The 24,912-nt window shown below is 28.5% G+C and carries 19 protein-coding genes; all 19 read right to left on the bottom strand.

The annotated features are described in order from the left end of the window. Positions 1-227: 227 nt before the first annotated feature. On the bottom strand, positions 228-3,119 hold the full coding sequence (locus tag DAD81_RS06330; RefSeq protein ID WP_111707412.1) for a PAS domain-containing hybrid sensor histidine kinase/response regulator: 2,892 nt from the start codon (positions 3,117-3,119) through the stop codon (positions 228-230). Positions 3,120-3,586: 467 nt separating this feature from the next. Beyond that, positions 3,587-4,048 carry a VOC family protein gene (locus DAD81_RS06325; RefSeq protein WP_111707411.1) on the bottom strand — a complete coding sequence of 154 codons (462 nt, stop codon included), beginning with the start codon at positions 4,046-4,048 and terminating at the stop codon, positions 3,587-3,589. Positions 4,049-4,055: 7 nt separating this feature from the next. Then, positions 4,056-5,270 carry a retropepsin-like aspartic protease gene (locus DAD81_RS06320; RefSeq protein ID WP_111707410.1) on the bottom strand — a complete coding sequence of 405 codons (1,215 nt, stop codon included), beginning with the start codon at positions 5,268-5,270 and terminating at the stop codon, positions 4,056-4,058. A gap of 172 nt (positions 5,271-5,442) precedes the next feature. Beyond that, positions 5,443-7,521: a glycogen debranching protein GlgX gene (gene glgX / locus DAD81_RS06315; RefSeq protein WP_111707409.1), complete on the bottom strand. Its 2,079-nt coding sequence runs from the start codon at positions 7,519-7,521 to the stop codon at positions 5,443-5,445. A gap of 363 nt (positions 7,522-7,884) precedes the next feature. Then, a complete protein-coding gene (locus tag DAD81_RS06310; protein ID WP_111707408.1) occupies positions 7,885-8,529 on the bottom strand; it encodes a hypothetical protein in 645 nt (214 codons plus the stop codon). 91 nt (positions 8,530-8,620) lie between these two features. Continuing rightward, the gene (locus DAD81_RS06305) at positions 8,621-9,211 is read right to left on the bottom strand and encodes a DUF3267 domain-containing protein (protein ID WP_111707407.1); all 591 of its coding nucleotides are present in this window, start codon (positions 9,209-9,211) and stop codon (positions 8,621-8,623) included. 142 nt (positions 9,212-9,353) lie between these two features. Beyond that, entirely contained in the window at positions 9,354-10,280 is a 927-nt protein-coding gene (locus tag DAD81_RS06300; protein WP_245949186.1) for a 5'-nucleotidase, read from the bottom strand. A gap of 102 nt (positions 10,281-10,382) precedes the next feature. Beyond that, the gene (locus DAD81_RS06295) at positions 10,383-10,814 is read right to left on the bottom strand and encodes a hypothetical protein (RefSeq protein ID WP_111707405.1); all 432 of its coding nucleotides are present in this window, start codon (positions 10,812-10,814) and stop codon (positions 10,383-10,385) included. A 245-nt stretch (positions 10,815-11,059) separates the two neighbouring features. Beyond that, positions 11,060-12,466 carry an FAD-dependent oxidoreductase gene (locus DAD81_RS06290; protein ID WP_111707404.1) on the bottom strand — a complete coding sequence of 469 codons (1,407 nt, stop codon included), beginning with the start codon at positions 12,464-12,466 and terminating at the stop codon, positions 11,060-11,062. A 127-nt stretch (positions 12,467-12,593) separates the two neighbouring features. Then, positions 12,594-13,568, bottom strand: coding sequence for a bile acid:sodium symporter family protein (locus DAD81_RS06285; RefSeq protein ID WP_111707403.1), 975 nt, complete (start codon positions 13,566-13,568; stop codon positions 12,594-12,596). A gap of 345 nt (positions 13,569-13,913) precedes the next feature. Continuing rightward, the gene (locus tag DAD81_RS06280; RefSeq protein WP_218939678.1) at positions 13,914-15,218 is read right to left on the bottom strand and encodes a cytidylate kinase family protein; all 1,305 of its coding nucleotides are present in this window, start codon (positions 15,216-15,218) and stop codon (positions 13,914-13,916) included. A gap of 449 nt (positions 15,219-15,667) precedes the next feature. Beyond that, a complete protein-coding gene (locus DAD81_RS06275) occupies positions 15,668-16,336 on the bottom strand; it encodes a peroxiredoxin-like family protein (RefSeq protein WP_111707402.1) in 669 nt (222 codons plus the stop codon). A gap of 72 nt (positions 16,337-16,408) precedes the next feature. Continuing rightward, positions 16,409-17,620, bottom strand: coding sequence for an MFS transporter (locus tag DAD81_RS06270; RefSeq protein WP_111707401.1), 1,212 nt, complete (start codon positions 17,618-17,620; stop codon positions 16,409-16,411). Positions 17,621-17,705: 85 nt separating this feature from the next. Continuing rightward, entirely contained in the window at positions 17,706-18,590 is an 885-nt protein-coding gene (locus tag DAD81_RS06265) for a helix-turn-helix domain-containing protein (RefSeq protein ID WP_111707400.1), read from the bottom strand. Between the two features lie 372 nt (positions 18,591-18,962). Continuing rightward, positions 18,963-20,366, bottom strand: a complete 1,404-nt coding sequence (locus DAD81_RS06260) for a pyridoxal phosphate-dependent decarboxylase family protein (protein WP_111707399.1) — start codon at positions 20,364-20,366, stop codon at positions 18,963-18,965. Between the two features lie 176 nt (positions 20,367-20,542). Beyond that, positions 20,543-21,247, bottom strand: a complete 705-nt coding sequence (locus DAD81_RS06255; protein ID WP_245949185.1) for a DUF3667 domain-containing protein — start codon at positions 21,245-21,247, stop codon at positions 20,543-20,545. 175 nt (positions 21,248-21,422) lie between these two features. Continuing rightward, entirely contained in the window at positions 21,423-22,532 is a 1,110-nt protein-coding gene (locus DAD81_RS06250) for a TlpA disulfide reductase family protein (RefSeq protein ID WP_111707398.1), read from the bottom strand. 236 nt (positions 22,533-22,768) lie between these two features. Beyond that, positions 22,769-23,467, bottom strand: coding sequence for a hypothetical protein (locus DAD81_RS06245; RefSeq protein ID WP_111707397.1), 699 nt, complete (start codon positions 23,465-23,467; stop codon positions 22,769-22,771). A 264-nt stretch (positions 23,468-23,731) separates the two neighbouring features. Further along, complete coding sequence (locus DAD81_RS06240; RefSeq protein WP_111707396.1) at positions 23,732-24,628, bottom strand: hypothetical protein; 897 nt, start codon at positions 24,626-24,628, stop codon at positions 23,732-23,734. Between the last annotated feature and the right edge of the window lie 284 nt (positions 24,629-24,912).

Genomic DNA, 24,912 nt, shown 5'->3' with positions numbered 1-24,912 from the left:
AATGAATATCGTTCATAAAAATAAAGCAAAACTCAAAAAAGTAATACAGAGTTGTTTAAAAATATTTTCTTAATCGTATTTATTTTCAATTTATTTAAGAATATAATAAATTGTATTTGTCATTTTTAAAACAATGGTAAATACAATTTATTTTAGCAATTTACATAAAAACCGATTTCTTTAAATACATATTCTTTAATTATAAGTAAGAACAATTTTAAAAAGTATTAAATGCTTTTTTTATTTATGTGACTACTAATTATCTCCAAGAGCAATTCTTTATTAATAGGTTTAGAAATATAATCATTACACCCAACTTCAATAGTTTTTTCCTTATCTCCGGGAAGTACATAAGCTGTTTGTGCTATAATTATTAAATCTTTGTTGAATTTTCTAATCTCTTGTGTAGCCATATAACCATCCATTTCAGGCATTTTAATATCCATCAAGACAAGATCAACCTCGGAGCTGTTTTTACAAAACTGTACTGCTTCTACCCCATTCTTTGCAAATATTATTTTTTTAAATATTCCTTCAAGAATAACCTCTAATAGTTTTGAACTAATTTCGTCATCATCTACAATAAGTAAATTTAAATCTTCAAATCTTGACAAATTATTATCAATAGGTTTAGTAATTTCTACAACTCTTTCTTTTTCCTCTATTATAAAAGGGATGGTGAATGAAAATTTTGATCCTTTGCCTTCTTCAGATTCTACAAAAATCTCACCTCCCAGCATTTCACTATAAGCTTTTGATATTGCCAGTCCTAGCCCTGAACCTTCAAACACTCGTGTATCTTCGATATCTGCCTGTTCGAAACGATTAAAAATTGCATCTATTCTCTTTTTAGGTATACCAATTCCTGTGTCCTTTACAAAAAACTCAATAAAATTATTTTTTAGCGAATAACCAAAAGTTATTGAGCCTGTTTCTGTATATTTAATGGCATTTTTAATTAGGTTGGTTAATATACCGTGTAGTTTATGCCCATCAGTAAATACTACTAATTGCTCAGTTAAAAGAGAAGGTTCAATAATTAATGAGATTCCCTTGGTATTTGCCTCAGGTATATGAAAAGAATAAAGTTCCTCCAATTCATTATTTAAATAAATTTTAGATGTAATTATATCTATTTCTCCTGATTCAACTTTAGATATATCAATTATATCATTTATGGTATTAAGTAACCTATTTCCACTTTTATTTATAATTTTTGAATAGGCTTCTATTTCATATTTGTTTAAGTTAGGTTCATTCAGAAGGTTAATAAAACCCAAAATACCATTCATAGGAGTGCGTATTTCGTGACTCATATTAGCCAGAAATGCTGATTTTAATCGGTCGGATTCTTCTGCTTTTTCTTTAGAATTTATTAACTTCTGTTCAATATTTTTTTGTTCAGTAACATCTCTAACAACACCAAACATCTTTATAGGTTTACCCTGTTCATTTAATTCTAAATTACCGCCGGCAAATATCCAGCGAACTTCACCATCATTATTTCGTATAATACGGCATTCAAAATTCCAATCTGTTTTAGTTGTGATAGCATATTGAAATTTATTGTCTACCATTTCCTTGTCTTCAATCACTACATGTTCAAGAAACATATCATAAGTCCATTCATTAAGAGGTTTTTCATAACCAAAAATTTGGTCGTGCTTAACCGTTCGCCATGATCCCATAGTTTTTAAATCTAGTTCCCACGCACCTGTTTTAATACTTTTAAGGGCATAATCTAGCCTGTTTTTGTTTTTTAGAACTAATTCTTCAGTCTGATTTCGGTCTGTGACATCTAAATATTGACATACAACATTCAATAATTTTCCGTCTTCATCAATTATTGGAAACATCGAAACATCTATCCAACGTTCATTTGCCATAAAGAAATCTACTTTTCCAGACTTTGTTCCTGCCCAAAACATAGAGAAACGAGCTCTTTTCAAATCATTAAATACAGCTTTAACATCAGATATAAAATTTTGAGTATATAAATTCTGATCTTCAAGTACATTATATTTTCCAATAATGATTTCATTACTAATATTCAGTATATTTCGCAATGCCTGATTTGCTCTTATTATTGTACCTCCTGCATCTGAAACCCACATTGCAAAAGGACTATTTTCTATAACTACATTTAGAAAATTGGCTTGATTTCTGTATTTAAGTTCGCTTATTATTAATTTTTCATCTACCTGTTTTCGTTCAGTAATATCTTGTACAATACCAATAATTGTAGACACTTTATTTTTTTTATTTAATTGAGGTTCACCAATAGATGAAACCCATTTTATACTTCCGTTTTTTAAAAGTAAACGTATTTCAAACTTCCAAGCTGTTCCGTGATCTAAAGCCGCTTTAACATGTTTTTGGTTAAAGACCTGATCTTCTGGATGTACAAAGGCTGCAAAAGAATCGAATGTTAATTCCTCTAAATCAATCTCAAATATTTTAAGCAGTTCATCTGATGCTGAAACTTTCATTGTTTTCACATCAAGCTTCCAATACCCCATACAAGCAATTTCTTCTGCGCGTTTAAGGTTTTTCTCATTTTCTTCTGCCTTTTCCTTGGCCGAAAGTATTTCTAACTCTCTTCTTTTTTGCTCACTTATATCATCGCACGAAACAACTGAACCTACTATAATATCTTGTTTATCTATAATGGGAGCAAAACTACAGGTACATGGCCAACTTTCGCCTGTATCAATTCGTTTAATAACGTATTCGGCATTTTTCACTGTTTCACCTCTAAGAGCTCTAATAACCGGCCATTCTTCTAAAGTTAAAGCTTTTCCGTTAGGCAAAAAACCTTCAAAAAGGTTAAAAAAATCATGAATGCTTTTAGAACATTCATTTTTATTCTTAAAACGATGAAATTCAGAAAAAGCAGCATTAAAATTGATTAAATTACCCTCTAAGTCAGTAATAAAAAATGCTTTATTCATATTTTCTAAAACCTCCTCAAGTTTAAGTTCTTTTAAAATAACTTCATTTTCTAAAGTTATTGAAGAATTTATTAATGAAAAATCATTTTCTGTTTTTGCTAAAACTAGCTGCCTAAGTCTTTCATTTTCTATTAATAATTCCTCATATGTAGGTTGACTCTTTAACATAGTTTTTTTTAGTTTTTATTTCCACAAAAAATCTTAATCTTTGTTCCTAATATACTAAAAATAAGCATGAAATTTTTAAAAAAATATAATTTCCTAAATAAACTAAAAATGTAAATGTTTTGTAAACTAAGCTTTTAGGAGGCAATATTTAATATTAAACAATCTGATTTTACAATATTATTTAAACGTTTACATTTCTATATTTTTGTATGAATTTGAAGAATAAACGCTAAACAATAGCATTATACACTTTTATCCCCTTGATAAATTAGAGGTGGAAATATAGTTTTATTATTTAAAGTTCTATTCTAAAATTAATCTTAATAAAACTATGACAAATAAGGATTATTTGCCTTTTAGAAAGCTATTTTGGAGAAAAGGGCATAACAAGCATAAACAAAAGTGACATCAGGTGTCTTAATTATAAAAATCATTTTTTTAGCTCAGTTATTTATTGAGTAATTATTTTATTTTTCATCGTTCTCAAGTTCCTTCCATTTTTCATAAGAAATTATTCCATTTTCAGGTTTAGATTTACCTTTTAAAATTCCAATAAATTCGAGAGAATGTCCGTCTGGGTCTTCAAAATATATAGATATTGCAGGCATCCAAGCAAATACCATCGGTCTTTCAGTTCCGTCTTTTAGAAAATTTCTACACTTTATATTTCTTTTCTTCAAATATTCAACAGAGTTATTTAAAACCCATTCAGATTCACATTCAAAAGCAAAATGTCTAATATCTATTTGCTCTTTTGGTTTCTCCCATAATCCCAACATAAACTGTTTAGGTTTTCCAATCCAAAAAAAAGCAGCACGTCTTTCATCTTCATAATAGCACTGTTCTAATTCTAGTTTATTAGAATAAAAATCAACAGAACGCTCTAGATTTTCTACAAATAAATGAGTTTCAAAAAGTCCTTTTATCATCTGTATTTTATTTTTTATAATTTAAATTATATAAATTATTAGGTTTTAAATATATTTCAAAATTTTTTAAATCTATAATCGCATTAAATCGTTTAAGTAAATTATTTCCTAAAATATTATTGTTTTCAATTCCTTTTGGGTCTTTTTCATCAATAGATAATGGAACATTAAAAAGTTTAAATTCTCCAATTTGTAATTTTGGTAAAATATAATCGGTTGCCTTCCATTTAATCCCCGTACTTCCTAATGAAGTAGAAGACCCTATTTTTTTCAACACTCCATTTAAACCATTTTCTGAAGCAAATTTTTGACTCAGCGAAAAACTTGAATCATATCCTGTATCATACTCAAACCAACCCGAACTTATTTTGTTTTCAATTGTAATAGTACCTTTTATATATGGAATACCTCCAATCATTTTTGTGTCTATTTTGGAAAAACCTTTTGGAACTGTTTGCATTGATTTATGGATTATTAATAATTTATTTTCATAATCAATCTCTACAATTTTATTTTCAAAAGCTATCCAACCTAAAACTCCATCAAAATTTGGATTTTGAAAATCTATTGAAAGAAGTTCTACATTATCCCAGTTTAAATTTCCGATTTCTAATTTGTTCGAAGAACTTGTTTCTACTGTTTTAGTTCCATCTGAACCATTATTTAAAGTGTTACCATCTAACTTTAAATTTACTTTATCTCCTATTAATTTAGATACAATAACTATTGCATTTGCACCAGTATCAAATATTACATTTAGTGAATCTGATTTATTAATTTTACCTGTTATATGAATTTGATTATCAGTTCCTAATTCAAAAGGTATTGTATCAATTAAAAATATTCTGTTTTTGTTGTTATAATAATACTCTAATATATTTTTTGAAGGTATAGATGCTTCTTTCAAAGTATCTGTATTTATCCGTGTAAATGCTTTTACATCATTATACAAAATTGTAAAATCATAAGTATTGTTTGGATTTACATTAAATGTAAGTGTATCAATATTAGAAATAAAACTCACTTTTTTATTTCCATTAAATTTGTGAGGTACAAATTCATCTAATTCAACTTCTGGTGATATTGTCCAAATATCTTTATATAATTTATCACCTTCTTTTATGCTAACAGTCTTGGAAGTTGCATTTAAAATAAATTGTTTTTTTTGAGTTATACAACTAGCAAAAATAAATAAAATGAATAAAAAAAGTATGTTTTTCATAAATGGTTATTTCAGATTTAACCTTAATAAAAAGGATTTAATTTACAATATTAGTTATATTCTATATTTACAGTTTTAAAACCCATTTTATAGTTCTTTAAAATTCTCTACTTTAATTATCATCAGCTATTTAAAAAAGTATACCATAGCTAAAATAAGAAATCTAAAAATTTTAAGGAGCTATAAGAAGAACTACAGATCTTGCTTTTACATTATAAAAATTTTCTTTCACAATTTTGGTGTTATTAGGAATAACAATATCTTCTGGAGAAGGCAAAGAAGTATCAATTATTCGATACCAATTCTTTTTTTTAAAATTTAGAGGGTCTGGAATTTCAAAATTTAAATCCTTTGAATATGCATTGCATGCAATATATAATGCTGGATCTTTCTTTTTAGTTCTTACGGTACCGGCCAAACTGTGTGATGTTGAACTCCAATCTGGTTGTCCCAATTTAACACCATGCCATTCTATTTGTCGTCTTTTTTGAAGAAATTCTAATAACGGCGGTTCAATATCGTCTTTGCTTGAATCTCTATTTATCCTAAACATATTCAACATTCTCAAAAACCTAAATAGAAATGCATTTTTTTCTAAAAGTTCCCAATTAAACCAACTTATTTCATTGTCCTGACAATATGCATTGTTATTTCCTAATTGTGTTCTCCCAACTTCATCTCCCATCATTAGCATTGGAGTACCATATGACAGTAGTGTAACCACCATGAAATTTTTTATCTGCTGTTCCCTTAATTTTATAATGGAAGGGTCTGTTGTTAATCCTTCAACCCCACAGTTCCAACTTAAATTATCATTATTTCCATCTCTATTATTTTCTCTGTTAGCTTCATTATGCTTTTCGTTATAAGAAACCAAATCATTTAATGTAAACCCATCATGGCAAGTAATAAAATTTATACTTGTTCCTACCGATCTATTCTTATGCCCATATAAGTCTGGACTAGCCAAAACTCGAGAAGCGAAATTAGAGATTGAACCATCATCTCCTTTTATAAAACTACGCACATCATCTCTAAACTTACCGTTCCATTCTTTCCATTTACCGCCTATAAAACTTCCAACTTGATAAAGACCTGCAGCATCCCAGGCTTCTGCAATTAATTTTGTTCCAGCCAGAATTGGATCTGATTCAATTTCCCAAAGTATTGGTGGATTTTTCTGAGGAACTCCAAACTCATCACGAGATAAAATAGAAGCCAAATCAAACCTAAATCCATCAACATGCATTTCTGATACCCAAAACTGCAAACTATCCATAATCATTCTCCGTACTACTGAATTATTAGCATTAATGGTGTTACCACATCCTGAATAATTACCGTAGCGACAGCTATCTCCTTCTAATAAATAATAGGCTCTATTTTCTACTCCTTTAAGACCAAATGTTGGTCCGTTTTCACCGCCTTCAGAAGTATGATTGTAAACTACATCAAGAATAATTTCTATGCCTGCCTTGTGCAAAGCTTTCACCATATCTCGAAATTCATCCATAGGCCCCATAATATCTTTACAGGAGCTATAAGCCCTATGAGGTGCAAAGAAAGATACGGGACTATATCCCCAATAATTTATATTTCCTTCAAAAGCATCTTGTTCATCAAACTGAAAAACAGGAAGTAATTCTACAGCAGTAATTCCCAAATCTTTTAAATAGGGTATTTTTTCAATTAAGCCTAAATAGGTACCTCTTTTATTTTCTTCTATACCAGAATTTGGATTTTTAGTAAAGCCTTTAACATGTAATTCATAAATGATAGTTTTAGAAAAAGGACGGCGAGGATAGCGATCTCCTTCCCAATTATAAGTGTTAGTATCCACTACAACACTTCTCATAGCACTGCCAATATTATTACCTGGTTTTATGGCTAAATCTCTCTTATATTTTTTTGGCAAAACCACCAATTTACTATAAGGATCGAGCAATACTTTTTTTGGATCAAAACGAAGTCCTTGTTCTGGAATAAACGGTCCGTGTACCCGAAATGCATAAATTTGCTCAGCCTTAATTCCTGCTACAAAAATATGCCAATAAAATTCTGTTTTATTCTTTTTTTTATCTAAAACTATTATATCACTAGGTTTTTTGTCATCTGGTGTATCAAATAATAGTAACTCAATACCGGTACTGTTCTTTGAGTAAATACTAAAATTAACTCCATTCCATTGTATGGTAGCACCAATAGGAAAAGCCTGACCTTTACTAATACTTTTATGTTGTTTAGTATTCATTTTTAATTTCTAATCAATTTTCTCATTACTTTTATGAAATACTTAATTATATTATTTCAATCACAAGGTTTAACCAAAAGATTGGAAAAAGGAAGTGAAAACATCAATTGGAATCTTGTTATTCTCACAATTTTTAATTCCTTTTAATAACTATGTACTATTTCAAAGGTATCTAATAAAAGTGTATTATTTTGAAATAGGTTCTCATTTTTATGTGATTATTTTTTTGTAAAATTATTTTTTTTGAGTTTAGAAAAGGAAAAATACTAATACCCTATTTTAATCTACCTAATTACTCAATAATTGATATTTATAACTGCAACCTTTAGGTTATTATTTTTTATAAAACAATTCAGTTAAACGTTAAAATTCCATCTTATCAGTCTGTAAAATAAACTCCTTTTTGTTGTTTAGTATAAACGTAATTTTAAATACATATGTATTTAGTTTTAAGTCTTTATTATTAAAACACAAGATAAAAGAGTCTGGAAATATTCTATTATTTCTATCAATAAATTCTTCTTTTGTCATTTCATATTTTGCAAATGTATCTCCGCTATTTATTTCTGGTGTTGGAATAAATTTTACAACATCTGAGTTAACATTAACTTGTTGAAAATCATTATCATTTATCTTCACCTCTAAAGAAATATTTTCCAAATAATCGTAATACTTTAACATCCTTTCTACAATAATTCCTTGCTTTAGCTCCTCTAAATATTTTTCATGAAAATATTCTTCCAACATATCTCGGCTATCAGAAATAAATTTAAAATATAGTAATGCCTCATTTTTACTTACAAAGTTATCAACTGCATTTGGTTCAATTATTGAAAAAAAATCATTACTTGTAAAAATGGTTGCATAATCTAAAACTACTGAATCAACGGTTACTCCATTATTTATGATTTCTTGTAACTCATAGGAAATGTTCTCATTTTCTACTTCCTTATTACAGCCAAAAAATAACACAAAGCAAAATGGTACTATTTTTAAAATACTTTTCATTAAATCAATTATTTTTAAATCGCTTATTCAAAGTTTGTTTTTTAATTTAGGTTAAGCACAAATTTTAAGAAATGTTGTGTGCTGGTTCTTACTATACTTTTCTATAAATAAAACATCCAGCTTCTGAAGGATGATCCTGAACAAGACTATTACGATCTTCTTTTCTTATTAAATTAATAACTAAAAAGTCTCCAACAGCTGCTACTGTAAATAAAGCTCCAAATATTAAAACAGCAATATTTCCAAAAATTAATGAATATAGAGCCGGAATAATTCCTAAAAATATTGCAGGCATAATTGCTCCTAAAATGTAATGTTTCACTAAAAGAGGTTCCTTACAATGGCAATAAGGTGTAAGCATTTTCCAAAGCACTCCAAATTTAATAGACTTAAATCCTTTCTTGGCAAAAATTGACCAAGTTATTCCGTGTATTAATTCGTGTAAGATAATTCCAATTAAAAATATTAGAAAAAAATATAAAGGAAACAAAAACATAGAATTAGTATCAGCCGCCTTAATCAATTCTTTAAAATTTAATAACGTTGAATCATTAAAATGTAGAAGATAAAAAGGGATTCCATAAATTAAAAAAACAGGAATCATTATCAGAATTCCATATATGTTTGCTTTTACAATATCAATTGTTAGTTTTTCTTTTTTGTAATCATCTAATTTTATCATAAGTTTTTTTTATACAATGTTTTATAATGGTTTTTAACAATTTTTAAGCAATTAAATAAACGAAATACCTACTAAAAAAAAATTAAATTTATTTAGGGAAACTAAAATTAAGCTACAAATTATAAAAAGTATTGTAACCCTTTTATTTTTTCTTATCTAAATTATTCATTTGAGACCCAGTATTGTAAGGTACTTTTCCTGAAGGGACAACTTTACTTGAACTTTTTAAATGTGTATCTTGATCGTCAAAGAAAATATGCGCCCCAAATGCTTTTAAAACTTTATCTTTTGATAAACCTCCTAAAAAATACGCTTCGTCAACATAAACTCCCCAATTTCTTATAGTTCTAATAACTCTCATATGTGAAGGAGCATTTCTCGCCGTAACTATTGAAATTCTTAAAGGTGATAGTTCTATTCGTGTTGGAAAATGTTCTTGAATTTTAGAAAGTTTAATTAACAACTTAGCAAAAGGACCTTTTTTTAACGGATCGTTTTCGTGTTCAGATTCATATTTATGGAATGCATCCATTCCTTCTTTTTTATATCTCAATTCCGATTCATCAGAGAATAAAACTGCATCAGCATCAAAAGCAATTTTCACTCGGCTATCTTTTGAATCAAATTTTTCAGGTGGAGCATAAATAGTTGCAGCCGCACACACTTTTGAATCAATAACAATTTGAACATCTTTTTCGTCTTTAGAAAGAAACAAATCAATATCAAAAGCATCAATATAAGGTGATAATGGTTCTCCACCAGATAAAGCAACTCTTGTTATATCTAATTTATGTTTTTTTATTGAGTTTAGCATTCTAACTCCAGTCTCGGGACTATTTCTTGACATTACTATAACTTCCACAATTCTTTTATCTGCTTGGTTATTTAACTCTAAAAGACTCTTTATTAAGTAAAAAGCCGTTCCAGGTTCTAAAGGTTTATCTTCATTTTCCTGTTGAAATTTCCTATATTCTTCAATTCCTTTACTTTCAAATATTTCGTTTCCTTTCTCTAAATCAAATAAGGATCTAGAAGAGACTCCAATTACTAATATTTCTGAAAAATTCATAGGCATTTTTTAAAATTGGTTACAACAATTTCATATAAGAATTACACATCTATAAAATTAGATATTTTTTAAACATTGGAAACCATTTCGTGTATGTTTGTTTTAATAATTTTTAATTCTAATTAAAAGAACAATTATTATTGAAGAAACACCTCCAATCGCTGTCATTATAATATCATAATAATCAACAGGATACCCCATAAAATATTGAACTAATTCCCACATTGTTAATCCAACAAATGAAAATAGGAAAGAAAACACTATTCTTTTGATTATTGAATTCTCATAACTAAAAAATGCTCTGTAAAAAATAAAAGCCAACGAAAATAAACCCGCTCCAGCAAAATAATTAGGTAATGTTCCTTGTAAAAAGATAAAAAATTCAGATATATGAAGTTGCTTTGGTCTAATAATAGTTTTTATAATTATTATTCCTACAAATGAAAATAAACTCCAATAAGATAATATTTTTAGTTTCGGATTTTCATTCCTTTCTTTATCTATTTCATATTTTATACTATTAAAATTTTTCATTTAATTAATCTATGATTTTTTATTGATGTATATACTCCTAAATTGTGCTTTTAATAGTTCCTTTTTTTGCACTATAAATGTAATATTTTTAAGTTTTAGAAACATTCTTTATAACTTATAAAGAACAACAACAGTAATTCCTCTATAGCTTTGCATTAAACAACAAAAGCCCCTTAAAAAGGAGCTTTTGAATTGTACTTTATGTTTTTTAATACCTTACACAGCTATTAACGGTTTTATGAACGTTATTTAAGATAATTTCTAATTCCATAACTAGCTAAAACACCTTCGCCTGTTGCGGCTGCAACTTGAGCTATAGCGCCTTCTCTACAATCTCCTGCTGCAAATATACCTTCTACTGATGTTTGAGCTAAACCTGATGTTGTTATAAAACCTCTTTCGTTTAAAGATATTAAATCTTTAAATGGAGAGGTGTTTGGTATAAGTCCAATAAAAATAAATACACCATCTGCTGAAATTAATTCCTCTTTATTGGTTTCATTATCTTTAACCTTCAATGATTTGAATAAATCATTTTCTCCTGCTAAAAACTCAACAGATGTTTTATTCATATAAGTGGTAATATTATCAATGGTTTTTAGCTTTTCTACATAAGTATCTGTTGCTGTAAATTTTTTAGATCGGTTTATAATTTTTACAGATTTACAAAATCCTGCTAAGAAAATTCCTTCTTCAAGTGCAGAGTTTCCTCCTCCAATAACAATAATATCTTTGTCTCTGTAAAATGCACCGTCACAGGTAGCACAAAAGTGAATTCCCGAACCTACTAAAGCTGTCTCGTTTGGAATTCCTAACAATCTATAAGTTGAACCTGTTGACAAAACAATTGATTTTCCAATATAACTAGCTCCTTTTGTTTTTACCGTAAATACCCCATTCAATTTGGTTATATCCACAACCTCTTCTCCTGTTTTAATCGTTGCTCCATAGGTCTTGGCTTGTTCCTCCATTTTATCCATTAATTTAGGACCAGAAATGTTAGTAAAGCCAGGATAATTTTCAATCTTCTCTGTTAAAAAAGCATTTCCTCCAATGTTCTTTTTCTCTAAAATTAATGTATCAAAACGATCTCTTTGAGCATAAATAGAAGTTGTTAATCCAGCAGCACCACCTCCAATTATTATGGTATCAAAAACTTTATGTTCTTTTTCTATATTTATAGATAATAGTTTTGTTAATGAAACATTATCAGGGTTGGTATGTGGTTTTCCATTAATAAGTAAAGTTGGAATAATTCTTTTACCATTATTTATTTCTTCTACTTTAGCCGTTGCCCAATCATTTTCATCAACATCTATAAATTCAAAATTAATGGAGTTATCTTGTAAAAAATTTTTAGCTCTTCTACAATCAGGACACCAATCTGCACCAAATAATTGAACTCTTCCAACTTCATTTACACCTAACACACTTGACAATTTTATGTTATCAGGGTTAGTGAATGATTTTTTGTTGATAATTACGGTAGGTATAATTCTCTTCCCGTTGTTTATCTTTTCCACTCTTAATGTTGCTTCTTTGTTTAAATCAACATCAATAAAAGTGAACTCAATATTATTATCATTTAAAAATGATTTCGCTCTGCGACAGTCGGGGCACCAATCTGCTCCGTATAATTTAATTTTATCCATAGATCTTTTATTTTCTAAATCTCTTGTATATAAATTGTTAAGTATTTAAGCTCCAATTTAACAAATTAAAACTGAATATAAAATTCGTAAATATTTCATCCTATAAACCAACAATTATTTAGAAATTTTAATCGCTATCTGGTTTTATAACTGCCATTTTAAATGCTACTATGCTAATTATTAGTATTTGTATTGCGTGAAACAACATAAGCGGTAATAATATAATCCCAATAGATGCCATATTACCAAACAATATTTTTGAAAAAACGGTGCCATGTACTAATGATTTTTTAGTACCACAAAACTGCGCAGTAATTTGATCTTCATAATTGAGATGTAGTTTTTTAGCTAAAAACCTAGTGAGATAAAAAGCTGTTAAAAATAAAAGAATAACTCCAATTAAAATAACAATTAAATCTAAAAAAGAAACTATACTAAATATGTTTCCTTCAAAAGATTCTGCAAAGCTTTTAAAAATAATTAATAGTATTATAGATTTATCGAAAATGGTTAGCTTACTGCTATGTTTTTGTACAAATTTAACAAAGAAACGTTGTAAAAAAAGACCTATTACAACAGGTACAATTATTTGGACAATAAGTTTAATATATATGTCTGTAAAATCAAAGTCTGTTTGTACATCATGAACAAATAGTCCCATCCATAATGGCGTAAGGGCAATACCAATAATCCCCGAGATACTCGCATTAAAAATTGCTCCTGGAATATTCCCTTTTGCTATAGAGACCATAACAACTGAAGATGAAACCGTAGACGGCAAGGCGGCCAAAAAAAAGAATGCCAACCAAATAGTTTCTTGTTCTTCATTTTGAATAAATGGACGTGCCAATAAAACCAATAATGGAAAAATTAAAAAGGTAAACGTCTGAATTAATAAGTGTAATTTCCAGTTTTTGAGTCCTTCTATTAATTTCCTCGGACTCAATTTAAGTCCATAAAAAAAGAACATAAGAGAAATTCCTATGGCACTAATTGTATTTAAAGGAATTTTACTTTCTTGTGTTCCCAATTGCGGGAACATATAAGCTATTGCTATGGTAGCTATAATAGATAGAACAAACTTATCAATCTTTATTTTCATGCATTAACTTTTTTTTGCAAATTACTAACTTCTATTTTAAATAAATTGTTATGTTTTTTAATAAGTTTAGAAGATTTCAATTTGTTTTTCATGTTATTCATTTGGTTCACACAGTTCTCTCTCAACAACTTACGGTTTAGACTATGAAAATATACTAATTTACTATTATTAGATTTCTATTCTATCAATTTCTTTCATTAATAAATCGGTTTCAGATAAGATTGCATAATACTTTCCTGTTAAACTACAACGCTGTTTTAGCTGCCTAAAAATTTTGATATTTAACACATCCCCTGCCATTACTTATACAAAATATTATGAAACTTTATTTTGATAAACGTTTCGCTAAATTATATATTTAACATCTTGTTTTTTAATTAAATTAGTAATTATCTCAACTACTTCGTCTGTATCATACGAAGACCTATCTATCGTCAAATGATAATTCTTTGCATTATTCCAATTTTCACCTGTATAATGTAAACAATAGTTGGCTCGTTCTCTATCTGTTTTTTCTAACTCGCTATCCGTAACCTCAGATTTAATTTTATACTCATGGGTGATTTTATCTTTGCGATAATTTTTGTTAGCATGAATAAATACACTAAAGCAATTTGGGTTATGTTTTAGAATAAAATTGGCGCAACGCCCAACAATAACACATGATTCCTTTGAGCAGATGTCTCTTATTATTTTACTCTGAACTAAAAATAAAACATCGAGAGGTGGTTGCTTTTCATACACATAGGCATAATTTTGTTCATAAAGTTCAGATAAAAGAGAATGTGCTAATTTTTGTTCATTCTGTTGAATATAATCTAATGTAAATCCACTTTCTTTAGTTGTAAGTTCTATAATTTCCTTATCATAAAATGAGATTCCTAGCTTTTTAGCCAATTGCTTTCCTATTTCAAACCCACCACTACCATACTCTCTGGAAATGGTAATAACAAGATTGCTTTTTAAAGTACTTTCTAACTCGCTTGCATTTGGAGAGATATCAACAACTGGTTCAAGCCATGAATCAAAAAAGTGTATTCTTCGATGAAAATATTTAGCAATAAACCCCACCGAAATAGCCGCAACAATTGTTCCTTCTCTTATCCCTTCAAGTTGCTTGAGAAATACAAAAGAACTTATTAAACCCACCAAAACCATTGCGCTATCCACTCCTATTTTTGCTTTCCCAAACTCCTTGTTAAACGTATCTGAAATAGCCATGGCTAATCCTTCTCCTGGTAAATAAGTTAGTTTCGCTTTCACTTCTAAAAAAACACCAAATGCTATTACTACACAACTCATTAAACACCATAACGCTTGCCAGTAGTAATTAGAAACATTTAAACCTGATACTAAATGAAGTGCTAAATCAATAAATACACCAAACGCAAAAACAACTGGAAGTTGTAATAATTGAAGTAAACGATAATTTTTCCGAAGTATTCCTATCTGAATGAGTATAAGAATGAGGTTAAAAAAAATGGTTAGTGTTCCTAGCGTAAAAGGCAATTTAAAACAATAAACATATGGAATACAAGATATTGGAGAAACACCCAAATTAGCTTTAACAGATAAAGCTACACCCAAAGCCATCACAAATAGACCAATTCCAAAGATAATAATCTTTAAAATAATAGTATTTTTTTTCATAAAATATAATCGTAAAAAATAGATTGAAAACAACCTTCAAAAGTATAAAAAAATCAAAAAACAACCTTATCTACTGTAGTAAATTTCGGGATAAATGTGTAGTCCTAAAATAGGCTTCAGGTTAAAATTAATTTAAGATGTTAATTAAATACCTTATTCGGAGTTTTAAAGCTTAAAGATAAGTATTATCTTTTTTCGTTGTATAAATTAATTGCATTATTATAGATTCTTTAGAAATAAAGATAGGATTGAATCGAAATTACAAAATTAATGTTACAAACTAAATATTCATTTTTAGGATTATAAAATTCACTATATGAACTTAACAATTAGTTGTTAAACCGCAAATAAAATTGCAATACTTACTAAGAAAGGAACAGGAATTTCTCTAAAATATTTAGATACTAATCCTGCTGCTTGGTTTCATTATTAATTTTTTATAAGTGTTACTATTTAGATTGAAGTGTTTTTAATACTTCTAAAATTACAGAAATACTTGCTCTTTTGCGGTAATCAGCATCTAAAAATGCATATTGAACAATACCTTTGGAATCAATTACGTAAGTTGCTGTAATAGGTAATTCGCTACTATCATCACCATTGTAATTTTTTAAACCAACACCATTTTTATACACTACTGCTAAAGCATCGGTAAGTTTGTACGATAGGCCGTATTGTTTCGCAACTTTGTTTCCAACATCACTTAATACTTCAAATTTTAAATCATGTTTTTCTGTTGTAGAAAGTGATTTATCTGGTAATTCAGGTGTTAAAGCCAAAAGATTAGCTCCTTGTTTTTTAAATTCAAGTAGGCTGTTTTGTAAATATTGTAATGTTAAATTACAGTACGGACACCATCCTCCTCTATACCAAGTTAGTACTACTGGACCTTCGTTTAAAATAGTTTGTAAATTGGTGCATTCACCAAGAGCATTTTTTAACGTAAAATCTAGAACCTTGTCACCAACTTTTATGGCATTTTTCTTGAAATTAGTTTCAATTATGGCTTCTAAGTTTTCAGATGACATTTTTTTTTGAGCATCAGTTGCTTTGGCTTCCCAAGCCACTTGCTTAGCGTTTAATACATCTTGTAATTTTATATGTTCTAAATTTTTCATTTTTTATAGTTTTAAATGTTTGCTACAATTTTGGGTTTGTAACTAATACCAAATAAACTTCTTAATGGTATGTTATTTGAAAGAAAGTGACACCTTTAAATCTTTAGTCTGTTTTTTTGTTTTTCTTGTAAGATGAAAGATTAATGCAATAGCTGCTAAAGAAAATCCAAAAATTGTAAGTCCTGGCCAACCAAACTTACTAATTACGGATACACCAAACGCAGAACCTAAAGAAGCACCTATATAATAAAAAAGCATATACACTGCGTTTGTTCTACTTTGTGCATTTACATCAATAGAAAAAACACGAACTTGGTTTGGTATTTGAGATCCAAAAACCCCTAAATCTAATAGTATTATACCAATACAAAGTACTACTATATTATTTTGCCCAAGAGCCATTACAACAAAACTTAATAGCACTACCGCAAGAGAAATTGCCATTACTTTTCTTGCTCCAATTTTATCTACCCATTTACCGGCTATTTTAGCTCCAAAGATACCAGCAGCTCCTACAAATCCTATTAAACCAACTTGTTGTACTGAAAAAGAAAACGGTTTTCCCATAACATGAATGGCAATGGTAGCCCACAAGGCATTAAAAGCAGCAAACCATAACGCACCAACAAAAGCGGCTTCTCGTAATAGTGGTTTTGTTTTTACCAAAGTAAACATAGAAACAAGCAGTTTTGTATATTTTAATTTTGCTGCAGGTTGGTTAGATGGTAATACAATATGTAACACCACACCAATAATAGTGGCAATTATTGCTGCACTTAAAAAAACAGCACGCCAACCAAAATGCTCTGCAATAAAACCACTAAGTGTTCTAGACAGTAAAATACCAGATGCTAAACCAGTCATTAAAGTAGCAACTACTTTACCTTTATTTTCAGGAGTAGCTAATGAGGTACCTAGGGGTAATAATTGTTGAGTTATGTTTGCCCCTAACCCCACAACAAATGTTGCTGCTACTAAAATGCCTAAGTTTGGTGCTAAATACACACCCATTAAGGCAATAACAAGGATTATAGATAAGTTTCTTATCACTAATTTTCTATTCATTACATCGCCTAAAGGTGAAATAAAAACGATAGCCACCGCATATCCTATTTGTGAAGCAGATGGAATAACTCCCAATACTCCTTCCCTTAACCCTAACGATTTTCCCATTGAAGGTATTAATGGTTGATTGTAATATAAATTGGCCCCCGTTGCAGCTATAGCAGTTGCCATAATAAATAGTAGCTTTTTGCTTAAAGGTTTAGTTTGTATATTTTTCATTGTGATTTTCTAATTTAGTAAGGGGCAAAATTAGCTCAGAACACAACGGTATTTAAGGTGAGTATTTTAGAGAAAATGATACTTTTTAAGGTAGTTTTCTAAAAGCAGCAGGCGTAATACCTTCGTTGTTTTTAAAAAATTTTATAAAATTGGTAGGTTCATCAAAACCCATATTGTATCCTATTTCGGCTACAGACTTGGTAGTTTGTTGCAATAAGGCTTTGGCGCGTAAAGTCATATAATTAGACAATACTTTTTTAGAGGTTAAACCGGTAGTTTTTTTTACACATTCAGATAAGTAAATAGGTGTAATATTTAGTTTTTCAGCATAGGCTGCAATGGTTTTAAATTTGGCAGTTTCTTTAAGTATTAACTCTTCAAAATCAGCTGTAATTTCTTGATAACGTTTTAATTTTATAATTCCGCTAGCATTACCAACAACACGTTTTATTTGTAATAACAATACAATAAGGTAAGACCGCACTAATTCTACCTTATGAGTATCATTTTTATGAAATTCCTCATAAATGGTATCAAATAAATTTTTAATTAAAGGTAAATCTGTTTGTATTAATTTATACGACGGACTAGAATTTAGCTTAAAGTAAGGGTACTCGTGTTGAATTTCGTATTGATGTTTATTTGGTTCAAAAAAATCAGAACTAAAAAGTAGCGAATATCCCTCTGTTCCTGGTTTCCCCTCAAAAGTCTGTACCGAAAATAATTGTAAAGGGGAATTAAAAGCAATAGTATTGGTTAAATCTTCTACTTTTGTTGCTCCTATTTGTCTTTCAGATTGGTTGTTAGCATAAAAATCTATGGTAAAAAATGTTTTAACATGTGGGTTTAAAGCATCTTTAGATATGTTTGCCGTTTCATTAAATTTAAAAATATGAAAATTAGGATCTATAGACGTGCTTTTTACGTTTAAGTCTTTTAGTAAGTCTGCAATCTGCTGGTAGATTTTCATATTTTATTTGAGGAATGTTTTTAAATTGCTTACAACTAATTATAAAATTATTAAACTTACATTTAGTAATATTATTTTAACATACTTAACTGTTGCTGTATTTCGCAATTTTTGTAAAGGTAAAAAAATACTTTTTAGGGCTAAATGGAATAATTCAATTGCTGAAATTTTTGAATTTAATTAAAGATCACCCGTTTTATAAGATTGGTATCATTGGAAAATCAGATATTTTTTGATTGAAGAGAATTGATTTAATTCTTTCGAGTTTTCAACTTAAGTTAGCAAATATATTATAGGTAGAAAGTACTTACGAACTTTCGTGAATTGCCTTTTACCAGCAATTAATTTTATAAGGTGTTAGCAGCACACATTTTATTCAGTCATTATTAATTTAATCATTTCTTTTGTAACAATGTTAATATCATCATTTGATGTTCGCCAATTTACAAAAGCAGCTCTTATACCTTTTTGCCCTTTATAAAGCGTTGGTGACATAAATACTTTACCTGTATCATTCAAATTTGTTAGAAAGTTGAATACTTTGTGTTGGTTTTCTTCTCCGCTTAATGTAAAACACACGGTATTTAGCCTTACTGGAGCTAACAATTCAAAATATTCATTATTTTCTATAAACTGTCCAAAATAATTGGCAACTTCAATAGCGTTTTCAACAATATCTTGATAGCCTTTTTTCCCATACGCTTTTAATGAAAACCAAACAGGTAATGCTTTTAATCGTCTTGAATTTTCGGGTAAAAAATTTAGATAACTAAAATTTCCCAAAGGATCACCTAAATAAGGAGCATTTGAATTTTGAAAAGTTTCTGTTTGCAAAATCTTATGCTTTTCTTTCACTAAGAAAAAGGCATTTTCATAAGGAACATTTAGCCATTTGTGACAATCAATTGTTATGCTATCTGCAGTTTCCCAACCGCTTAATAAGTACCTGTATTTAGGCGAACAGGCTGCAAATGCTCCAAAAGCAGCATCTATATGCCACCAGAAATTATATTCTTCTTTAAGTTTTGCAATAGCTTCAAAATCATCATAATCAACGGTGTTAACCGTTCCTCCACTTGTAATAAGTACAAAAGGTTGCCCATTTAATGCACTAATCTTTTGCTTCAGATATTCAATATCAATGCTTTCTCTATTCCCTTTTGTTACTTTTAGGTTTTCAATATTATTGCTTCCAACACCTAACATTGACAACGATTTTATGGTTGAAGAATGTGGTGTTGCAGAAAAAATATTAATTTTCTCCGTAATGCCTTCTTTTGCAAAATCTTTCCCTAATTGTTTGCCAAACCATTGTCTTGCAACCGCCAAACAAGTAAAGTTAGACATTGTTGCTCCTGTAACAAATCCTCCTAAAAAGTCGTTCGGCAAATTAAAAAGATCTAAAAGCAAATTGATGGTTTCTAATTCTATAGTTGCAGATAAATCACCTTGTCCTTTTGCCGTTTTTGTGTTCTGGTCATAAATTGTTGTTAGCCAATCACCTATAATTGATGCTGGTGTTGAGCCTCCCGTAACAAATCCCCAATATCTTGGTCCTGTTGAACTGTTAATTAATTTTTCAAATTTATCATTGAATAATTTTAAGGTATTTAATCCGCCAATTCCAACATCATTAAGGGTTTCATCTATTTTAACATTTTGTTTAGTAGAAGTAGACCTATTAGAAAGTTGTACTAAAAAATCAATTCCTTGAAGTTTTACTACTTCTAATAAATCTTCAATATTTAATAAGTCAGTTTTTAATTGTTTATTCATCCTATTTAATTCAATTGTCTATTTTGCATACTACCAACGTATTTAAATATGGCAAGTATAAATCTCAATTTTCCAATGTTTAAAATTCATATTTTTTTATTTCTGAATCAATCAAATTTATTGAATTTAGCTATTTTTCAAATGAGGTGATAGCTGTTGTTATTTATATGATTAAATCAATTAAATTTCCGGTCAATAATATTCCAATTGTAAATGTTAATAAACCTAAAATAAAGGAATGCTTTAAAATAATTTATGTATTTTTTCTTATCAAAGAATTGTCCAATAGCCCAAGTATAATATATAACAAAAATCATACTTCCAAATTGAACAACTTTTAATTTTATTAATCCTTCAATTATACCAAAAACAGTCAAAATCAACATCCCAATTCCCATTACATAACATAATAGAATTAGTAATTCATAAAAATTATATTTATACTTTTTAAATAATAATTTAGTCCAAAATGCAATAAAAACTGATATGATTAAATTTCCGTAACCATAATTATTTTTAATCCATATAGAAATAGTTGTTGTAAATGATGGATTTGAATTATTAAAATATAGGTAATCATCTTTAAAATGTAATAATTGTCTAAAGACTGTATAAATTAAAGAGCAAATAATGATAAAAAAGACTGGTTTTACAAGACGAGTTCTATCTTCAGTAATAAATTTTCTAATTGTAATTCCTGGTTTAATTAATAATTTTTTTATGGTATATAAAATTCCTTTTTCAAAGTTTAAAACACTTCCAATTTCAGATATAATATACTTTCCGTCAATCCTTTTTAACTCTTTGGGATTACTAAAACCAGAATAATGATTTTCACTTATTTTATTTTTACAATTTTCTAAATCATTTTGTTTTTTCATTCGGTTAATTATGTAGCATGTTTTTTAATTGCCGCTAAAGGGCTAATATAAAATTTGTGACACCTGAAAATCGGAGATTATTCGGGCGTAGCAAATTGTTTGTTGAATGTTTGACGTTTTAATTAGTTTAAATGTAAGCATAAATTTTATGATGTATAGTAAGTAGTTTATCTTGCTACTTTAGATTAAATATTTTATCCAATTCTGTTTCAAGAGCATTATACTGATATCCTTTTATTTTTTTTAGGATTTTCCCATCTTTACCGATTATAAAACTAGTTGGATAACCTTGAACTCCATATTGAGTTACAACTTTGTCTGAAACACCTTGTAAATTTGGAATATTTATCCAATCAATGTTATCAGATTTCGTTGATTTTTCCCAATCTTTTTTATCTACATCAACAGAATAACTAATTATTACAAAGTCTTTATCCTTGTATTTTTCTTTTAGTTTTGGAAATTCTTCTTTATTCTGTTCGTGACAATAATGACACCAAATAGCCCAGAAATCTAAAACAATAACTTTCCCTTTAAAATCTGAAATTTTTACTATATTCCCTTCTAAATCTTTTGCATTTATATCTATAAATTGTTCTCCTTCTTTAATTTTTTGAATTTCAAAACTATTTTTTAGTGCAATCCCATTTTTTGAATTTTGAAGTTCGTCATCAAGTTTAGAATAAAATAATTGTAGACTGTCTTTTGATACATTATTGGTGAAACCTAATAAGTTGGTTAATGAAACTATATTATTAGGATGTTGAAATAGGAAATCTAATCTCTCTTTAAACATTCCTTTTTGAAAATCTTTATACTCAATTTCACCTTTTTTCATTTGACTATTATATTTCTCAACAATCTTAAAGTATTTTTCAGATAATTCTGTTAGTTTTGACCCACTGATTTTAGCATTTTCAAAATCGTCAAAATTCCCAGTTATTGATATATCACCATTCTCAAGCCACAGATAATTTCTTTTGGCAACCTTATTCTTGTAATCAATAATCATATATTCACTTGGTTCATTAATCTCAATTTTCAGTTCAAATGAGCCATTTAATGATAAAGTAGAATCAATACTTTTACCATAAAAATTTCTACTATCCATTTTAGTTAAGACAACTGTTAGGCTGCCTTTTAAATTCTCAATAGTTCCGGTTAACTTTAAGGAATTTGCAGTGTTAGAATTAGATTTTTTGTCTTGAGTAAAATTACAACTAAAAAGTATTAAAGTAAATAAAACTAAAAGGTTATAAATTCGTTTCATTTCAAAATTTTTCATAGTGCAATTATTTTTTTATGTTAAAAATATTTTCATTTAATTCCTCAAATTCCGTTGTCTAAATTATAGTTCGTTCGTTTCATAATGAATACCTAAAGGATTAGCGCAAAGAAAGTTGCGTTTTTGAAAACGCAGTTTTGTTTGTTAAATTTAATATTTTTTAAGTTAAAAATTATTCCATTTTATTGAATTAAGCAATTTTGTTTATAGTTAATATGAGTATATTTCAATCTCCATTAACAGATTAACAACAACCTTTTCTGTCCACTTTTTTCCATTGGTGCACGATGAAGGCAAGGGAGGACTTTACTTTTAGGATGCTCAATAGCCAATCTGTACAAGTGCCCTAAACCTAATTTTATTGGCAGTGCCTTAGGCTTAGCCAGATAGTGTAAATCAAAGAAATTTTCACTTAAAAATGATTCAAAATCTTCCTCTGCTCCACTATAAATTTTTTTAAGTTCTTCACGTATTTCGGGAACAAGTACTTTTTGTTTGGCTTGTGAATTTGGCAATATTTCAGTACACTCGCCATAGTAAGTGCATAAAAAAGTGTCGATTGGTATAGGAGAGCGATCTACATGAAAAGAATAAACATCTGTTGGAAAAAACGGGTAGCTATCATCTCTATCATAAAACTTAATTAGATTAAGTGTTGGAGATGCACCTAGAGCTTTCAAGGTCTCTAAATCCTTTAATAGAATTTCACGAGCAAGCTGCCCCTGTTCACTCAACTTAAGTTCAAGAAGCTCATTTGGTTGAAGTTCGGCTATATTTTCGTTTAACTCTAACTGGTTAACAATCTCAGAAAAATCACCTTCTAGTTTACGATTCCAACAAATCGTATTAATTACCCCATGAAAAGAAGCGGAAACAAAGTCTTGAAAATTAGAGACGCATTGAATTTGATTCTCTGTATGAGATATATTTTTCATAATAAGTATAAGTCTAAACTATTTAATAAAAGTTGTATTATCCAGTTTTCAAAATCTCTTAATTGAAATTTTACCGATAATTGTATGGTAAAATTTCGTTTAGGTATTTCTATATTGTTTTTTTACACACTACAACGGTTTAGTACATGAAAAGTAGCGTTTTTGAAAACGATATTTTCCGATGTTTAAAATTAATATTTTTTTGTTTTAGAAACATTCTATTTTACTAAATGGAGCTATTTTTATGTGCATTGTTGTGCAACGTTAATTATTCTTTTCAATTGATTCTTTTAAGGATTTCAAAACTAATTCTTTCGTTTTATAATCTACTGTTTCCGTTTTGTTCAATTGTCTGTATATTTCATTTAATTCAATTCCATCTTGTATTGGATTTCGTAGTTGAGTGAGTACAAACTCCAATATTTCCTTTTTCTTTGAAACTCTATTTAAAAATATAATAAATTTTTGAGGATTAGATTCTAACGTTTTAAAAATTAGTTCATTGTTAAATTGACTATATTCAACATTGTTAGCACATTCAGTGCTCATATTTGTAAAGAATTTCTCAAAATTTTGGTCATTCAATTCATTACCATTTTTAAGTAGAGAATTAATCGTAACAAGAGTTTTTAATTCGCAGTCAGGTTTTTTATCAGATACTACAATTTCCTCATTACCCTCAGTTACTCTTTCAGTTTGAAATTTCACCAGTTTTTTATTCAATTGATAGGTCGAATCTTTATAAATCTCATATTGAGTTTTTAAAGTGCTAATTTCATTCTTTAAACTACGGTTGTCAACATATTGGTAAATGGTAAATAAAAAAACGATAATAGCAATTACATATCCAATCCAATTTTCATTATACCATTCTTTTTTGTTTATGGATTTTTCAAAGGATTTAAAAGAATTTTTAGAGAGTTTTAATCTTTTTCCTCTTTCTGTCAATTTAAACCAGCCACCTTTATTTCTTACTATAAATAGTTCGTTGTTTTTTCCAAAAAGTTTTATGGATTCAATTAATTCAAGGAAGTCATCTTTTTCTTGTTTTGTTTCCGGTTTGATGTGTTCAAATAAGATATTGTTGATACTAAAAAAATCAAAGTCCTCGATATTTTTTACTATTAAATCAATGTATTTTATTAATTCTTTTTCAGTCATTCGTCTAATGTTGCCAAAGGGTTAGAGTAAGAAAAGTTGCGGGTTTGAAACCGTAATTTTCCGATGTTTAAATTTATGTTTTTTTGCTTTAGAAACATTCTATTTTATTGAATTAAGCAATTTTTTATACCCAATGTGCCTGTTGCACAAACACGAGTAAATATAGCCAAAAAGTTGTAAAAAAGGGTTAAATTTTGTACTTTCATGGTATGCAAGGCAAGAAAGAATATCAAGAAAAATTGTTTGCAAACTTTCAATTAAGTGAGCGGATTCCTAAGAATAAT

It is taken from the genome of Lutibacter citreus, from assembly GCF_003260195.1.
In the GTDB taxonomy this organism is placed as follows: Bacteria; Bacteroidota; Bacteroidia; order Flavobacteriales; family Flavobacteriaceae; genus Lutibacter; species Lutibacter citreus.
This window is presented reverse-complemented; position numbering and strand designations above follow the sequence as displayed.

Excerpts from the sequence above, each read along its gene's own strand:
- DAD81_RS06275 (WP_111707402.1), bottom strand. The coding sequence starts at position 16,336 with ATGAAAAATTTAGAACATATAAAATTACAAGATGTATTAAACGCTAAG.
- DAD81_RS06250 (WP_111707398.1), bottom strand. The coding sequence starts at position 22,532 with ATGAAAAATTTTGAAATGAAACGAATTTATAACCTTTTAGTTTTATTT.
- DAD81_RS06310 (WP_111707408.1), bottom strand. The coding sequence starts at position 8,529 with ATGAAAAGTATTTTAAAAATAGTACCATTTTGCTTTGTGTTATTTTTT.
- DAD81_RS06325 (WP_111707411.1), bottom strand. The coding sequence starts at position 4,048 with ATGATAAAAGGACTTTTTGAAACTCATTTATTTGTAGAAAATCTAGAG.
- DAD81_RS06295 (WP_111707405.1), bottom strand. The coding sequence starts at position 10,814 with ATGAAAAATTTTAATAGTATAAAATATGAAATAGATAAAGAAAGGAAT.
- DAD81_RS06300 (WP_245949186.1), bottom strand. The coding sequence starts at position 10,280 with ATGAATTTTTCAGAAATATTAGTAATTGGAGTCTCTTCTAGATCCTTA.
- DAD81_RS06305 (WP_111707407.1), bottom strand. The coding sequence starts at position 9,211 with ATGATAAAATTAGATGATTACAAAAAAGAAAAACTAACAATTGATATT.
- DAD81_RS06320 (WP_111707410.1), bottom strand. The coding sequence starts at position 5,270 with ATGAAAAACATACTTTTTTTATTCATTTTATTTATTTTTGCTAGTTGT.
- DAD81_RS06260 (WP_111707399.1), bottom strand. The coding sequence starts at position 20,366 with ATGAATAAACAATTAAAAACTGACTTATTAAATATTGAAGATTTATTA.
- glgX (WP_111707409.1), bottom strand. The coding sequence starts at position 7,521 with ATGAATACTAAACAACATAAAAGTATTAGTAAAGGTCAGGCTTTTCCT.
- DAD81_RS06285 (WP_111707403.1), bottom strand. The coding sequence starts at position 13,568 with ATGAAAATAAAGATTGATAAGTTTGTTCTATCTATTATAGCTACCATA.
- DAD81_RS06330 (WP_111707412.1), bottom strand. The coding sequence starts at position 3,119 with ATGTTAAAGAGTCAACCTACATATGAGGAATTATTAATAGAAAATGAA.
- DAD81_RS06255 (WP_245949185.1), bottom strand. The coding sequence starts at position 21,247 with ATGAAAAAACAAAATGATTTAGAAAATTGTAAAAATAAAATAAGTGAA.
- DAD81_RS06290 (WP_111707404.1), bottom strand. The coding sequence starts at position 12,466 with ATGGATAAAATTAAATTATACGGAGCAGATTGGTGCCCCGACTGTCGC.
- DAD81_RS06245 (WP_111707397.1), bottom strand. The coding sequence starts at position 23,467 with ATGAAAAATATATCTCATACAGAGAATCAAATTCAATGCGTCTCTAAT.
- DAD81_RS06270 (WP_111707401.1), bottom strand. The coding sequence starts at position 17,620 with ATGAAAAATATACAAACTAAACCTTTAAGCAAAAAGCTACTATTTATT.
- DAD81_RS06265 (WP_111707400.1), bottom strand. The coding sequence starts at position 18,590 with ATGAAAATCTACCAGCAGATTGCAGACTTACTAAAAGACTTAAACGTA.
- DAD81_RS06240 (WP_111707396.1), bottom strand. The coding sequence starts at position 24,628 with ATGACTGAAAAAGAATTAATAAAATACATTGATTTAATAGTAAAAAAT.
- DAD81_RS06280 (WP_218939678.1), bottom strand. The coding sequence starts at position 15,218 with ATGAAAAAAAATACTATTATTTTAAAGATTATTATCTTTGGAATTGGT.